The following is a 14888-nucleotide window of genomic DNA, read 5'->3' as shown; positions in this document are numbered from 1 at the left end:
CGTTCAGTGGGGGCGGGCCGGCCCATGCGCGGGCCGGCCGGCGCTCATTCCAGCGTTTCGATGACGAAGTTGGTGTTGGTGTAGATGCAGAGTTCGCCGGCAATAGTGAGCGCCTTCTCGACCACGTCCTTGGGCGCGAGCTCGGTGTTTTCCACCAGCGCCTTGGCGGCCGATTGCGCGTACGCGCCACCCGAGCCGATCGCGGCGATGCCGCCCTCGGGATCGAGCACGTCGCCGTTGCCCGTGATGACCAGCGTGGTGTCGCGGTCAGCGGTAATCAGCATGGCCTCGAGCCGGCGCAGCGCGCGGTCCGAACGCCAGTCCTTGGCGAGGTCGACCGCGGCGCGGGTCAGGTTGCCCTGGTACTTTTCCAGCTTGGCCTCGAAGCGGTCCAGCAGCGAGAACGCGTCGGCCGTGCTGCCGGCAAACCCCACCAGCACCTTGCCGTTGTAGATGCGGCGCACCTTGCGCGCGGTGCCCTTCATCACGATATTGCCGAGTGTGACCTGACCATCACCGCCGAGCGCGACCTGATTGCCGCGACGGACGCTGACGATGGTAGTGCCGTGATACTGTTCCATGGTGGCTTCCGTGAATATGTCAGGACGGTAGGTGGCGACGCACCGGGCCGGTTTCAAGGGCCAGCCGGCCGCCGCATCGCCGGCCCGACTGACGCGCGATCAGACCAATATAGGACGCCACCGCGCCCGGCGCCGTTCGGCGGCACGCCGAAAACAAAAAGGCCATGCGCAGCGGCATGGCCTTTTGCTTGCAAGAACCGGGGCACGGACGGGCGCCCCGGGGGCTCTCGCATCACTCAGTCGGCATAGACGCCGGCCTTCTTGATCACCGGGGTCCACTTGTTGATCTCGGCGGTCAGGTAGTTGCGCAGCGAATCCGGCGTGGCGCGCTGCGCCGGCACCGCTTCGGCACCTAGTTCGGCCATCTTGGCGCGGAACGCCGGGTCGGTCACGGACTTCTGCAGCGCGGCCGACAGCTTGTCGATCACCGGCTTCGGCGTGCCCTTCGGCGCGTACATGGCGTGCCAGACCTTCACTTCGATGCCCGGCAAGCCTTGTTCCTGCGCGGTCGGCACATCCTTGAACGCTTCCACGCGGCGTGCCTGCATGGCCGCGTACGGCTTGACCGAGTTGGCCTTGAGGTGACCGGCCAGGTTGGTGGTCTGGTCGCACAGCAGGTTGACCTGGCCGCCCAGGATATCGGTCAGCGCCGGCGCCGCACCCTTGTACGGTACGGTGGTCAGCTCGGTCTGGATCGCGCTCTGAAACAGCAGGCCGCACAGGTGCGAGGCCGAACCAATGCCGGCATTGGCCAGCGACAGCTTGCTGGCGTTGGCCTTGATGTACGGCAACAGGTCCTTGAAGTTGTTCGGCGGCAGCTGCTTGTTGCCGACCATGATCATCGGCACGTCGGCGATCTCGCCGATCATCTCGAAGTCCTTGAGCGGATCGAAGCCCAGGTTGCGGTACAGCGCGGGGGCCGTGGCCATGCCGATATGGTGGATCAGCACCGTGTGGCCGTCGTTCTTGGACTGGGCCACCTTCTTGGCGCCGATGGTTCCGCCCGCACCACCAAGGTTCTCGATCACGACGGTTGTGCCCAGATGCTTGGACATGATCGCAGTCAGCTCGCGCGCTACCTTGTCGGTCGGACCGCCAGCCGAGAACGGCACCACGGCCGAGATCGGCTTGCCGCCCGGAAACTCCTGTGCCTGCGCGCCGGCATGTGTGGCCATTGCGCCCATTGCCGCGACCGCGGCGACCAACTTTGCAACTCGTTTCATAGTGCTCTCCTGTTCCTTCCGTCTGCAAAGCGCTGCCGGTGCCGGATGCCGCGTGTCGTGACGCGGTCCGTGCGCAATCAGGTGGGGTAGTCCCGTGGCGCGATCGACCATGGCTGTTGGCAGCGCGACCCTTTCGCCTGTATGGCGGCCCGGGCCGGGGGTCGATGTTAGCAATTGCAGACATCCAGGCGTAATCAGGGCTAACCCGCCTGCGCCCCTATACCACTGGGAGAAAGAAGAGGGGTCCCGCTAGCGGAAGAAGGCGAGCATTTCCTCCAGCAGCGGCTGTGGCGATTCCTCCGGAATGTAATGGCCGCAGTCCAGTGCCTTGCCGCTGACGCGGGTGCCGAGCGCTTCCCACAGCGCCAGCGGCTCGAAGCAGCGCGTCACCACGCCGTGTTCGCCCCACAGCACGCGCAACGGCATCTCCAGGTTGCGCCCGGCTTCGCGGTCGGCGCGGTCGTGCTCGAGGTCAATGGTGGCTGCCGCGCGATAGTCCTCGCACATGGCGTGCACGCGCGCCGGCTCGCGCATGGCCGCGGCATAGGCCGCCATGGCATCCGGCGAGAACGGCGACACGCCGGCATGGCGCAACCCGAGCAGCTTGTTCAGATAGAGATCGGGTTCCGCGTTGAGCAGCGTCTCGGGGAACGGCGCGGGCTGGATCAGGAAGAACCAGTGCCAGTACGCCGCGGCGAACATCATGCTGGTGCGCTCGTACATGTCCAGCGTCGGAGCGATGTCGAGCAGCATCAGCCGCTCGACCGCCTGCGGATGGTCCACGGCAAGGCGGTGCGCCACGCGCGCGCCGCGGTCGTGGCCGCACAGCGCGAAGCGGTGGAAGCCGAACGCGGCCATGATGTCGACCTGGTCCTGGGCCATGGCGCGCTTGCTGTAATTCTCGTGCCCGGCGTTTCCGGCCGGCGCCGAGCTGTTGCCGTAGCCGCGCAGGTCGGTGGCGATGACGGTGAAATGATCGGCCAGCGCGGGCGCTACCTTGTGCCAGATCAGGTGGCTCTGCGGGTGCCCGTGCAGCAGCAGCAGCGGCGGCCCCGAACCGCCCTCTACGCCGACGATCTCGATGTCACCCACCCGGCGCCGGAAGGGTTCGAAGTTGGGGAACAGCAGCGCGCTTGCATCGTTCAGCATCGCTTGTCTCCGGTCTGTACCCGCTGGTGCGGGCTGGTGGCAGCCGTACGCTCCTTGCCGATCATAGGCGCAAACTCCGCATCGGGTATCCGGCACAGGCCACCCCGCGATGCGCTGCCGCCGGGCCGGCACGCCACACGCAACTGAATTGCAACAGCGCGGGGCCTATGGTTAAATCCTCCGCATGACCCGCCCCACCCCGAGCCAGCCCGACGCCCCGCCTGCGCCGGCCGTCTTCGAAGCAGCCCAGGAACGCCTGCGCCGGCTTGGCGCCCGCGTGACGCAGCCGCGGCTGTGCATCCTCGCCTGCCTGATCGGCAGCGACGAGCCCCTGACCCACCAGGCCGTGATCGACCACCTGCCTGGACACGGCGAGGCCATCGACCGCGTAACGGTGTACCGAGTCCTTGACTGGCTGGTGGAGCAAGGCGTCGCGCAGAAGCGCGCCGGCAACGACCGCGTGTTCCGCTTCAGCCTGGTCGAGCACGAGGCGGCACGCGCCGAGGTGCATCGCCAGCACAGCCACTTCCACTGCACGCGCTGCGACCGCACGTTCTGCCTTGACGACGCCAGCATGCCGGACCAGCCCGCGGCACCGCGCGTACCCAGCGGCTTTGCCATCGAACATGTCGAACTGACCGTGAACGGCGTGTGCGCCGACTGCGGCGCGCGCATGACGCGGCGCCCCGGCGGCACGTCCTGAGACGTCACCTATTCCCCCGGAGAATCCACCCATGTCCAAACTGATCCCGGTCACGATCCTGACCGGCTTTCTCGGCAGCGGCAAGACCACGCTGCTCAAGCGCATCCTCACCGAGCAGCACGGCATGAAGATCGCCGTCATCGAGAACGAATTCGGCGAAGAAAACATCGACAACGAGATCCTGGTGCAGGACGGCCGCGAGCAGATCGTGCAGATGAGCAACGGCTGCATCTGCTGCACCATCCGGGGCGACCTGGTGCAGGCGCTGTCGGACCTGATGACGCGGCGCGACGCGGGTGAGATCGACTTCGACCGCGTCGTCATCGAGACCACCGGCGTGGCCAATCCCGGTCCGGTGGCGCAGACCTTCTTCATGGACGACGAGATCGCCTCGCGCTACCTGCTGGACGCGGTGATCACGCTGGTCGACGCCAAGCACGGCCACCTGCAGCTCGACAAGCAGGAAGAAGCCCAGCGCCAGGTCGGCTTTGCCGACGCCATCTTCATCACCAAGTCGGACCTGGTCAGCGAAGCCGAAGTGGCCGACCTGCGCCACCGCCTGCTGCACATGAACCCGCGCGCGCCGATGCGCCAGGCCAACTTCGGCGAAACGCCGATCGACACGATCTTCGACCTGCGCGGCTTCAACCTGAACGCCAAGCTGGAGATCGACCCCGAGTTCCTCAGCGCCGATGGCCACGACCATGACCATGACCATGACCACGATCATGGCCATGACCACGACCACGACCACGAGCACGGCGAACACTGCGGCACGGACTGCGGCCATGACCACAGCCACGACCACCACAATCACCACCACCACACCGACCACATCGCGTCGTTCGTCTTCCGCAGCGACAAGCCGTTCCACTATGGCAAGCTCGAGGAATTCCTGTCCGGCATCCTGGCCGTCTACGGCGAAAAACTCTTGCGCTACAAGGGCGTACTATATATGGAGGGTGTGGACCGGAAAGTCGTGTTCCAGGGGGTCCACCAGTTGATGGGCAGCGATGTCGGCGCCAAGTGGGAGGAGGAGACTCCCGGCACCAAGATGGTGTTCATCGGCGTGGACCTGCCCCGGGATGCCATTCTCAAGGGCCTGGCCAACTGCCTGGCCTGAGTGCGGCAGCCGCCCCATGGCGGCCCCTCGCTACGTGTCGTCTCCGGCACGTCCCCCGTTCGGGGTACCGGGGAAACACCGAAGTTATGGCTAGGCCTTTTCCGTATCTTGGAAAAATTTGTTCAAGTACAATAGGCCGGATTTGATACTGGCGGCGCACCTTTTTCCCGCCACCAGTGTCTGCAGGGCGGCGGTTGTCGTCAGCACGAGGCAGGTCGCCGGCAGGTGCGGTCGCAGGGCTTCGTGCGGAGACCGCCCTCCGCTTGGGGTACCCGGCACGCGCCGTTCCATACCGACGCGAGAGAGAGGTGTCCCCATGACAGCCGCAACAAAGACGAAAGAAAGCCGCAGCAAGACAGGTAGTGCCGCGGCAGAGACGCTCAAGGCGCAGTCTGTGAAGGCTGCGCCAGCTCGCCGCGACGGTAAGGCTCACGCCGGCGCGGTCGAGGCCAAGGGAGGCCCGCGAAGCAGCAAGACTGCAGCCAGCCAGAGTGAAACGTCCGCCCCGCGCAAGCACGCGGACACAGCACCCGAGCGGACCCAGACGCCGCCGGTCGGATCAACAAGAGAATCAGCAGCAACCATGAGCAGCAACAAACTTCTGACTGAAGCTGAAATCCTGAAGATGAGCGACAAGGATTACATGAACGAAGCGCAACTCGCCTTCTTCAAGCATCGCCTTGAGCAGCTGCGTGACGAAATCCTGAAGAACGCTGATCAGACCACGGAACACCTGCGCGAAACGGTCATCGTGCCGGATCCGGCTGACCGCGCCACGATCGAGGAAGAGCACGCGCTGGAGCTGCGCACCCGCGACCGCGAGCGCAAGCTGCTCAAGAAGGTCGAGCAGTCGCTCGCCCGCATCGAGTCCGGCGACTACGGCTGGTGCGAAGAAACCGGCGAGCCCATCGGCGTGCCGCGCCTGATCGCCCGTCCGACCGCCACGCTGTCGCTCGAAGCCCAGCAGCGCCGCGAACTGCGCCAGAAGCTGTTCGGCGACTGAGCCGGGCGCCCGCTCCTGCCCCCCCTGACGGCCCGGATCTCCGGGCCGTTTTACTTTGTCGCGGCGCGGTGACGGCACTACCATGGTGGAAGCCTGCCGGCTGTCGGCGGCAGGGCCTTTCTGGTACAGTCGCAACTTTGTTGCAATAACAACCGGCACGCCTGACTGCGTGCCCCGCGCATCCTCTTTCATTCCCATGGCCGATCGCCTACCCGTTACCGTGCTGTCCGGATTCACTGGTGCCGGCAAGTCCACCTTGCTGCAGCACCTGCTGGCTGCCAACGTCGGCAAGCGCGTGGGTGTGGCCGGCAACCTGGCGGAGGCCAGCAGGCTGGCGGGTAGCGGGAGCTTCGACTTCTTGCTGCTCGAAACCGCGGGCACGGAAGATCCCATGGCAATCGCCGAGGCGGTGCTGTTCGAGGACGAGCACGGCGCCGGCACGGCCCTGCGTCTCGACACGCTGGTCACCGTGGTGGATGCGTCGGCATTCCTGCGCGACGTCAACGATGCCGAGTTCCTGCGTGACCGCGTCGGGCCGCATGCTGATGACAGCGATGAGGACGACCGCACCGTGGTCGACGTGCTGATCGCCCAGGTCGAATTCGCCGACGTGATCGTGCTGAACAAGGCGGACCTCGTCAGCGCGGACGCGCTCGCACAGCTCGGAGCCATACTGCGCGCGTTCAATCCGCGCGCCGAAATTATCCCGGCAAGCTTCGGCAAGATCCCGGCCGCGACCGTGCTCGACGCCGGCCGCTTCGATTTCGAGCAAACCGCCGGTGCGCCAGGCTGGCTGGCCCTGCAGCGTGGCGAGCCGCTGCCCGAATCGCATGGCGTCAGCGGCTTCGTCTACCGCCGCCGCCGGCCGTTTCACCCTGGCCGCTTTGCCGATCTGATCCACACCGAGTGGATGCGCGAGCATGGCAGCGTGCTGCGCTCCAAGGGCCTGTTCTGGCTGGCCAGCCGCATGGGCATCGCCGGTGACTGGGCCCAGTCAGGCGGCGTATGCCGTCCCGCCGCCGCGGGCGCATGGTGGGCCGCGCTCGATCCGTCCGAATGGCCAGCCGACGCGGCGGACCGCGCCGCGCTCGAGGCCGACATGCTCGACGATGGCCAGCCGGCCCCCTACGGCGACCGCCGCCAGGAACTGGCGCTGGTCGGCCTGGACCTGGACCGCGCCGCGCTGGAAGCGTGCCTCGACGCCTGCCTGCTGACCGACGCCGAGATGGCTGCCGGCGCCGATGCCTGGGCCACTTACGCCGACCCGTTCCCCGCCTGGGAAGACGCCTTCGACGACAAGGACCACGATCACGACCACGGCCATCACCACGGCCATCATCACGGCCATGACCACGCGCATGGCGACTGCGACTGTGGCCACCCGCATGATCACTGAGATCATCAGGCATCTCGACCGACTGCGCGCGCGTGGCCCGGGGCCGTGGCACGCCCTGTGGCTGGTGCTGTGCCTGCTGGGCGCGCAGCATGCCGGCCTCGCGCACCGCGTCGTGCACGGTGGCCTGATGGGCACGCGGCTGTCGGTCATGGCAGCCGAATCCAGCGCCGCCGACCATGGCGACGCCGGCCCGTTCGCGCAGAAACTGACTGGCCACTCGTGCGTACTGTTCGACGGGGCCACTGTCGCCGACAGCCATTGCGGCCATTTGCCGGTGCTCACGTTGGCCTTCGGCAAACCGGTCAAGCCGGCCAACCTGGCCTGGCGCTGGCCCGACCTTCCTTCCGCCCACCCCTTCCGCTCGCGCGCGCCGCCCGCGCATACGCCCGCCTTCGCCTGATCCGGGCCGCGGCCATGCCGCCGGCCCACAGTACGAACGCGTGCGCCCATGCCGGCCGGCCATGCGCCCGGTCCCGCACCCAGCCGTGCGGGGCGCGCGCGATACCGGCACCGGTGCGGCCGTCCGCCCGATTGCCATCGCATCGAATCGCGAGCCATGTTCTCTACCCTGCAACACCCCATGCAGCGGCGCACGCCGCTGGCAGCCATTGCTGCCCTGATTGTCTCCACCGGCGCGCTCGCCCAGACCGCCAGCGAGCCCGCCACCGGCACCGCACCCGCTGCCGCCACCCTCAAGGAAGTGGTGGTCACCGCGAACCCGCTCGGCAGCGAGCTGAACGACATGGTCGCGCCAGTCTCCTCGCTGAGTGGCGATGCGCTGTCGCTGCGCCAGAACAGCACGCTCGGCGAAACGCTGGACAAGCTGCCGGGCGTTTCATCGAGCTACTTCGGTCCCAACGCGAGCCGCCCGGTGATCCGCGGCCTGGATGGCGACCGCATCAAGGTGCTGCAGAACGGCGGCTCCACGGTCGATGCCTCGACGCTGTCCTATGACCACGCGGTGCCGGTCGACCCGCTCGTGGCCGAGCGCATTGAAGTCGTGCGCGGACCGGCCGCGCTGATGTATGGCGGCAATGCCATTGGCGGCGTGGTCAACGTGATCGACAACCGCATTCCAAAGGAGCCCATCGAAGGCATCGGCGGCGCGGTCGACGCGAGCGCCACCGCCGGCGGCGACGTGGCGCGCAATGCCAGCGCGCTGGTCGAGGCCGGCAACGGCCAGTTCGCGATCCACGCCGACGCGTTCGCGCGCAAGACCAGCGACCTGCATATCCCCGGCTTCGCGCGCAGCGACCGCCTGCGCGCCAGCCAGCCGCTGCCCGAGGGCGAGACCGAGGCCAGCGGCCGCCTGCCCAACACCAGCGCGCAGCAGGACGGCGGCTCGCTGGGCGGCTCCTACACCTGGGCCGACGGCTTCATCGGCGCCAACTACAGCGCCTACCGCAACGAATACGGCACGCCGGCCGAGGACGACGTAAGGCTGAAGATGCGGCAGGACCGCTTTGCGCTCGAAGGCGAGGCACGCAACCTGCAAGCGAACACCTCCGGCATCATCGAATCGGTCAAAGGCAAGTTCAGCTACACGGACTACGAGCACAAGGAAATCGAGGATGGCCAGACCGGCACCATCTTCAAGAACCAGGGCTGGGACGCGCGCTTCGAAGCCAAGCATGGCAAGATCGGCAGGATGAGCGGGGTGGTCGGCACGCAGTTTGGCCACACGCAGTTTTCGGCCCTGGGCGAGGAAGCGTTCGTGCCGAGCACCGACACCGACAACGCCGCGCTGTTCGTGTTCGAAGAGCTGCCGCTCGACAGCGCCGGCGACTTCAAGCTCAACTTCGGTGGCCGGCTCGATCACAGCGGCATCCGGGCCAGCGCCAACGGCAATGACCGCTTCAGCGATGCCAACCGCAGCTTCAACGCCACCAGTGCCTCGGCAGGCCTGCTCTACAAGCTGAATTCGCTGTGGTCGCTGACCAGCAATGTCTCGTACACCGAACGCGCGCCGACCTTCTACGAGCTGTACGCCAACGGGCCGCACGTGGCCACCGGCGCATGGGAGCTGGGCGACCCTAACGCCAACAAGGAGCGCGCCACCTCCGTCGACCTAGGCATGCGCTACAAGTACGGCCCGCACAGCGCGAGCGTATCGGGCTACTACAGCCGCTTCGCCAACTACCTGGCGCTGATGTCCACGGGCCGCGCGCGCGACGATGCAGGCGATGTCGTCGCCCCGGGCAGTCCCGGCTCGCTGCCCGAGTTCCAGTACCTTGGCGTGCCGGCCACGCTATATGGCTTCGAGGCCGAAGGCAAGGCACGGCTGTTCCAGAAGATGCTGACGTCGAGCGATACGCTGGATTTCGAGGCGCGGGCCGATTACGTGCGCGGCGAGAATCGCAATACCGGTGAACCGTTGCCGCGACTGGCGCCACTGCGCCTTGGCGGCGCGCTGGTCTATGGCGCCGGCCCCTGGGGCGCGCGCGTGGATGTCACTTATGCAGCGAAGCAGACCCGCGTGCCGGCCAACGACACGCCCACTGACGCGTACACGCTGCTGAGCCTGGCCCTCACCTACAAGTTCAAGACTTCCGGCACGCAGACGCTGGTCTACCTGCGCGGGGACAACCTGACCAACCAAGAGGCGCGCAATGCGTCGTCGATCCTCAGGGATATTGCGCCATTGCCGGGGAGAAGTGTGAAGGTAGGATTCAGGACGATGTTCTGAGGATGCTGTCGAGAGGGGCGCCGGCGCCCCTCTCAATCGAGATTCACGACAACCTCCCCTTCAACCGCCAGAGCCCTCACCCCCGCCAACGCCCGCAGCGTCTGCGACAGAATCCCCTCCATCGACTGCCCCGCCATGAACCGTTGGTGAATGGCCACCATCAGCGGCGCCCCCTCCATCCAGGCCAGCAAGGCATCGCGATGCATACGCTGCGCCTCGAGCAGCTTGAACTTCACCAGCACCTTGACCGCATGGCTCGCATTGCGCTGGGGATCGGCGCCGAGATAAGCCAGCCGGCCGCGCGCGCGTTCGACGGCCGCGGCCACGTCGGTGAAAGGACGGCCATGGCCCGGAATGACCACGCGCGCATCGAGTTCCGCGATGCGTTGGAGCACGGCGGCCTGTTCGGCAAAGCCGCTCTCCCCCTCCAGCTCGGGAAAGATCACCCCGAACCCGTTTTTCCATAACGCATCGCCGGCAATCAGGATGCGCGGCTGCGGCGCGTACAGCATCACGGCATTCGGATCGTGCCCCGGCGCGGCCACGACCTGCCAGTCGATGCCGCCGAGACACAGCGTGTCCCCATCATGCAGCGGCGCATCGAACGTGAAGCGGTCGCATTGCTGGCCGGTGGCCTGGTAGGTCAGCGCATCGACATCCCATGCCGCGACGGCAGCCGCTTCGGCGGCGGGAATCGACGTCCGCGGCTGCCAGCGCGCCTGCAGCGCGGCATTGCCGCCGCAATGATCGGAATGCAGATGGGTGTTGATGAGCCGCTTCAGCGGGCGCCCCTGCAACGCCGATTCAACCAGCGCTACCGTCTGCGGCGCGTGCGTGACGTAGCCGCTGTCCACGAGCGCGGTATCGTCGCCATCGATGAACAGGATGTTGTTGGCCGACAGCCAGCCGCGCTCGAAGACGCGCATGGTGGCCGGCAACGGCGGGGGCGTGGTGTCGCTCAAGACAAGGGTCTCCTATCCGGCCAGCCAGGCGGCACGTTGAGGCAACTGCGCCCAGATGCGGCGCTTGTCGTCCTCAGTCCTGGCCGACCAGCCGGCAATCTCGTCGATGGTGCGCAGGCAGCCTTCGCAATAGCCGCTGGCCGCGTCCATGCGGCACACGTTGCGGCATGGCGAAGGCACCGGCTGCATGGTCTGCGCCGAACGTGCCCGGCGCGTAATGTCCTTGATGAGGGAGGGTGGCAGCTCCATCATTTCAGCCGGCCGCCCGGGCAGCCTTGGCGGCGATCTTCTGGTTGAAGCGCGCGGCATCGATCACGTGGCGCTCGTGCATGCCCTCGGTGATCTTGTCCTCGCCATCCCAGGCGCTGACTTCAAAGCGCAGCCTGCGCCCGTGCACCTCCACCAGCCGGCCCTTGACCGTGATGGTCATGCCCGGCGGCGTGGCGGCGAGGTGCGTAAAGCTGACCAGCGTGCCGAGCGTCTGCTCGCGCGGCCAGTCCAGGTGCTCGCGCAGTGCCTGCAGGCAGGCGCACTCCATGATGCCGACCATGTACCCGGTGGCCAGCACGTCCGGCATCTCGGTACACATCGGGATGTCGTCGTAGAGGCTTGGCACGGTGGCCTTGCGCGGTACTACGTACTGCCACGAGAATTCAAAACCGGGCCGCAGTTCGGGGCTCATGCCGCCGCCCCCAGGGCGACATCCGCCACTTCCGCTCCGGTCATCCGCTGCAGCTGCTGCGGCGTCAGGTTGAACACCGCGTGCGGATGCCCGGCCGCGGCCCACAGGCTGTCATAGCGGAACAGGTCCTGGTCGAGCAGCATGACCGGCGCCACCGCATGGCCGATCGGGCAGACGCCGCCAATGGCATAGCCCGTCTTCTCGCGCACGAACTTCGCGTCGGCCTTGCCCAGCGCGCCAACGCGCGCCGCCACCTTGGCTTCATCGACACGATTGCTGCCACTGGCGATCACCAGCACCGGCACATCGTCCTCGACGCGCCGGAAGATGATCGACTTGGCGATTTCCGCCACGCTGCAGCCCAGGCCTGCGGCGGCCTCGGCAGATGTCTTGCCGGTGGCCGGCAGCATTACCACCGGGCGATCATGCCCGAGTTCGGCCAGCAGGCCGGCGACACGCTGTGCGGATTCCGGCAATACGGCGTCCTGGTCAGCGGACTGGCTCATTCTTGCTCCTTCGTCATTCGTTTCGTTGGCTCACGCGCACATGGGCGCGGCGTCGCTGGCAGCGGCCCACTTGGTCAGCAGCGCGCGGCCCACGCGCGAGTTGTTGGCGCGGCCGATCGCCTGCGAGATGTAGTCGCCCGCCCGCACCACGGCCTCCAGGTCGATGCCGGTATGGATGCCCAGCCCGTGCAGCATGTACAGCACGTCCTCGGTGGCCACGTTGCCGGTTGCGCCCTTGGCGTACGGGCAGCCGCCCAGGCCGGCCACCGATGCATGGAAGATCGAGATGCCCACTTCCATGCTGGCCAGGATGTTCGACAGCGCCTGGCCGTAGGTGTCGTGGAAATGCCCCGACAGGCGGTCGAGCGCAAACTCCGCCGAGACCGCGCGCATCACCTCCTGCACCTTGCCGGGCGTGCCCACGCCGATGGTGTCGGCAATATCGATCTCGTCGCAGCCCAGTGCGCGCATGCGGCGCACCACGTCCACCACGGCGCTCACCGGCACCTCGCCCTGGTACGGGCAGCCGAGCGCGCACGAGATGCTGCCGCGCAGCCGGATATTCTTGTCCTTCGCGGCGGCGGCCACGGGCTCGAAGCGCGCGATCGATTCAGCGATCGAGCAATTGATGTTCTTCTGCGAGAACGCCTCGCTGGCGGCGCCGAAGATCACTACCTCGTCGGCCCCCGCCGCCACCGCGCCCTCCAGGCCCTTCATATTGGGCGTAAGCACCGAATACAGCGTGCCGGGACGGCGCTGGATACGCGCCATCACGTCAGCGCCGTCGGCCATCTGCGGCACCCACTTGGGCGAGACAAAGGACGCGGCCTCGATATTGACGAAACCGGCCTCGGTCAGCTGGTTGATCAATGCCACCTTGACGTCGGTCGGCACCATGGCTTTTTCGTTCTGCAGGCCGTCGCGCGGCCCGACCTCGACGATCTTCACGTAGTTGGGCAGGTTCATGGCTGTCTCCAATGTCTGTTGTGCTTTGCGTGGCGGCCGTTCAGTAGCCGCGCTGCAGGTCGACCACGCCCGCGATCGGCTGGCCGGCCCGCAGCGCGCGGATCTTGCCAGCGATCTGCGCGATGCTGTCCTCGCGCAGCGTCAGTGCCGAGATATGCGGCGTGAGGGTGATGCGCGGCTCCTGCCAGAACGGGTGCTCCGCGGGCAGCGGCTCGGTACGGAAAACATCAAGCGTCGCGCCGGCAAGCTGGCCGGCCTGCACGGCCGCCAGCAGGTCCGCTTCGACCAGGTGCTGGCCGCGCGCGACATTGATCACGTAGGCGCCCTTCGCGAGCTTGCCGAACAGTTCGCCGTTCAGGATGTTTTCGGTCTGCGGCGTCAGCGGCAGGACATTGACCAGCACGCGCAGGCCACTCAGGAACGGCGCGCGGCCGGCATCGCCATGAAAGCCCACCACGCCCTCGACGGCGCGCGCGGTGCGGCTCCAGCCACGCACCGGGAAGCCGAACCCGGCCAGCGTTTGCGCGATATGCGTGCCCAGCGTGCCGACACCCATCACGCCAATGGTGAAGTCCGCGCGGCGGTGCGGCTTGAGAAACTTCCAGTTGCCCGCCTGCTGCTGGGCGGCGTAGTCGTCCAGCCGGCGGAAATAGCGCAGCACGGCATAGGTGACGTACTCGGCCATCTGCGCGGCCATCCCCGCATCGTCGAGCCGCACGATCGGCACGCCGGCCGGCAGCGCGTCCGGGTCCTGGTCGCGCAGGCGCAGGATGCCGTCCACGCCGGCGCCAAGGTTGAATACCGCCTTCAGGTCGGTGCGGCCGCGCAGCATTTCCACGGGCGGGCGCCAGACCACAGCGTAGTCGGCGGATTCCCCCTGGCTGTCCTCCCACTTGATGCACTCGGCTTCGGGCAGCGCCTGCGCAAAGCCTTCGATCCAGGGTTCATAGCGGCCGTCTGGCACGTACAACTGCAACTTCATGGGGTACTCCGGGTCTTCCGTGGCGGGATCGTTCATTTTGGCAGAGGTTGCGGGACGGCGCCCGCCAGTGGCCGGCAATCGCCCCGCGCCCGCCGCCGGCTCAGGCTTCCCCGCTTGCAAACGCCAGCAACTGCGCCCCTTCCGCCACCTGCTCACCCACGCTGTACAGGATCTCGCTGACGACCCCGTCGGCGGGCGCGCTGATGGTGTGCTCCATCTTCATTGCTTCCATCACCAGCAGCGGCGTGCCGCGCGTGACCGTGCTACCGGGTTCGACCATGACGGCAATGACCTTGCCCGGCATCGGCGCGGTCAGCTTGCCGCCCTCGCCCTCGGTCTCGCCCGCGTGCGCGAGCGGGTCGAGCCAGCCGAGCACCGCGTGGCGTCCTGCGTTGAAGATGTGGAAATCATCGCCCTCCACATGGACCTGGCCATGTGCGCGACGCGTGCCAAGGTCCACGCGGACATCGTCGGCATGGCACGATGCCCGGAACGGCGCCGCCTGGTCGGCATAGATCAGCGTGCTGCCCCTTTCGTTCATGGTCAGCATCACGTCCAGCGTGTGGCTGCCGTAAGCGAAGCGCAGCGTGCGCGTGGCGCCGCTATTGAGGCGCCACGCACCGGCATGCGTCCACGGCGAATGCTGGTCGGCCGCGTCGACGCGGCGCTCGCGCGTTTCACGGTCGAGCAGCGCGGCAGTCGCCAGCGCGATGATCTCCATGCCGACCGGCGCGGGCGCCGGGAACAGCGTGGCCTCGTTGCGTTCGATCAGCCCCGTGTCGAGATCGGCCGTGCGGAACGCCTCGGATTTCACCAGTCGCTGCAGGAACACCACGTTGGTCGACAAGCCCACCACGTGATACGCCGCCAGCGCCTGGCGCATGCGCGCGAGCGCCTCGTCGCGGTCCTTGCCCCACACGATCAGC

Annotated in this window: 16 protein-coding genes; 6 read left to right on the top strand and 10 right to left on the bottom strand. The window is 67.2% G+C overall.

Going from position 1 to position 14888, the window contains the following annotated elements; translation table 11 throughout:
• Positions 1-44: 44 nt before the first annotated feature.
• The 3 genes from hslV to AC3FNH_RS00070 all read right to left on the bottom strand — a co-directional run bounded on the left by hslV (position 45) and on the right by AC3FNH_RS00070 (position 2953).
• A complete protein-coding gene (hslV, locus tag AC3FNH_RS00080; protein WP_211946918.1) occupies positions 45-581 on the bottom strand; it encodes an ATP-dependent protease subunit HslV in 537 nt (178 codons plus the stop codon).
• 236 nt (positions 582-817) lie between these two features.
• The gene (locus tag AC3FNH_RS00075) at positions 818-1804 is read right to left on the bottom strand and encodes a tripartite tricarboxylate transporter substrate-binding protein (RefSeq protein ID WP_276099182.1); all 987 of its coding nucleotides are present in this window, start codon (positions 1802-1804) and stop codon (positions 818-820) included.
• Between the two features lie 249 nt (positions 1805-2053).
• The gene (locus AC3FNH_RS00070; protein ID WP_488718672.1) at positions 2054-2953 is read right to left on the bottom strand and encodes an alpha/beta fold hydrolase; all 900 of its coding nucleotides are present in this window, start codon (positions 2951-2953) and stop codon (positions 2054-2056) included.
• A gap of 184 nt (positions 2954-3137) precedes the next feature.
• Here AC3FNH_RS00070 and AC3FNH_RS00065 point away from each other — a divergent pair, with 184 nt between their 5' ends.
• The 6 genes from AC3FNH_RS00065 (at position 3138) to AC3FNH_RS00040 (ending at position 9864) form a co-directional block, all read left to right on the top strand.
• Entirely contained in the window at positions 3138-3656 is a 519-nt protein-coding gene (locus AC3FNH_RS00065; RefSeq protein ID WP_488718671.1) for a Fur family transcriptional regulator, read from the top strand.
• A gap of 31 nt (positions 3657-3687) precedes the next feature.
• Positions 3688-4779 (top strand): CobW family GTP-binding protein, encoded by a 1092-nt coding sequence (locus AC3FNH_RS00060; RefSeq protein ID WP_488718670.1) that lies wholly within the window; start codon positions 3688-3690, stop codon positions 4777-4779.
• 316 nt (positions 4780-5095) lie between these two features.
• A complete protein-coding gene (gene dksA, locus AC3FNH_RS00055) occupies positions 5096-5782 on the top strand; it encodes an RNA polymerase-binding protein DksA (protein ID WP_276099178.1) in 687 nt (228 codons plus the stop codon).
• A 196-nt stretch (positions 5783-5978) separates the two neighbouring features.
• Positions 5979-7178, top strand: a complete 1200-nt coding sequence (locus tag AC3FNH_RS00050) for a GTP-binding protein (protein WP_488718669.1) — start codon at positions 5979-5981, stop codon at positions 7176-7178.
• Positions 7168-7578, top strand: a complete 411-nt coding sequence (locus AC3FNH_RS00045) for a hypothetical protein (protein ID WP_488718668.1) — start codon at positions 7168-7170, stop codon at positions 7576-7578. Before AC3FNH_RS00050 ends, AC3FNH_RS00045 begins: the two co-directional genes overlap by 11 nt.
• 156 nt (positions 7579-7734) lie before the next feature.
• On the top strand, positions 7735-9864 hold the full coding sequence (locus AC3FNH_RS00040) for a TonB-dependent receptor (RefSeq protein WP_488718667.1): 2130 nt from the start codon (positions 7735-7737) through the stop codon (positions 9862-9864).
• A gap of 32 nt (positions 9865-9896) precedes the next feature.
• On the opposite strand, the gene AC3FNH_RS00035 is transcribed toward AC3FNH_RS00040, so the two are convergent.
• The 7 genes from AC3FNH_RS00035 to AC3FNH_RS00005 form a co-directional block, all read right to left on the bottom strand.
• Positions 9897-10790, bottom strand: a complete 894-nt coding sequence (locus AC3FNH_RS00035) for an MBL fold metallo-hydrolase (protein WP_488718901.1) — start codon at positions 10788-10790, stop codon at positions 9897-9899.
• 48 nt (positions 10791-10838) lie between these two features.
• Entirely contained in the window at positions 10839-11075 is a 237-nt protein-coding gene (locus AC3FNH_RS00030) for a DUF1289 domain-containing protein (RefSeq protein ID WP_488718900.1), read from the bottom strand.
• Positions 11076-11079: 4 nt separating this feature from the next.
• A complete protein-coding gene (locus AC3FNH_RS00025) occupies positions 11080-11508 on the bottom strand; it encodes a thioesterase family protein (RefSeq protein ID WP_488718666.1) in 429 nt (142 codons plus the stop codon).
• On the bottom strand, positions 11505-12014 hold the full coding sequence (locus AC3FNH_RS00020) for a YbaK/EbsC family protein (RefSeq protein WP_276099173.1): 510 nt from the start codon (positions 12012-12014) through the stop codon (positions 11505-11507). The genes AC3FNH_RS00025 and AC3FNH_RS00020 overlap by 4 nt, the downstream gene beginning before the upstream one ends.
• A 30-nt stretch (positions 12015-12044) precedes the next feature.
• Positions 12045-12980: a hydroxymethylglutaryl-CoA lyase gene (locus tag AC3FNH_RS00015; RefSeq protein WP_488718665.1), complete on the bottom strand. Its 936-nt coding sequence runs from the start codon at positions 12978-12980 to the stop codon at positions 12045-12047.
• 40 nt (positions 12981-13020) lie between these two features.
• Complete coding sequence (locus AC3FNH_RS00010) at positions 13021-13962, bottom strand: 2-hydroxyacid dehydrogenase (RefSeq protein WP_488718664.1); 942 nt, start codon at positions 13960-13962, stop codon at positions 13021-13023.
• Positions 13963-14062: 100 nt separating this feature from the next.
• Positions 14063-14888 (bottom strand): acyl-CoA carboxylase biotin carboxyl carrier protein subunit (locus tag AC3FNH_RS00005; protein ID WP_488718663.1); only part of this gene is annotated, 826 nt, incomplete at its 5' end.

This window comes from Cupriavidus sp. 22TCCZM01-5 (assembly GCF_057798915.1).
This window is presented reverse-complemented; position numbering and strand designations above follow the sequence as displayed.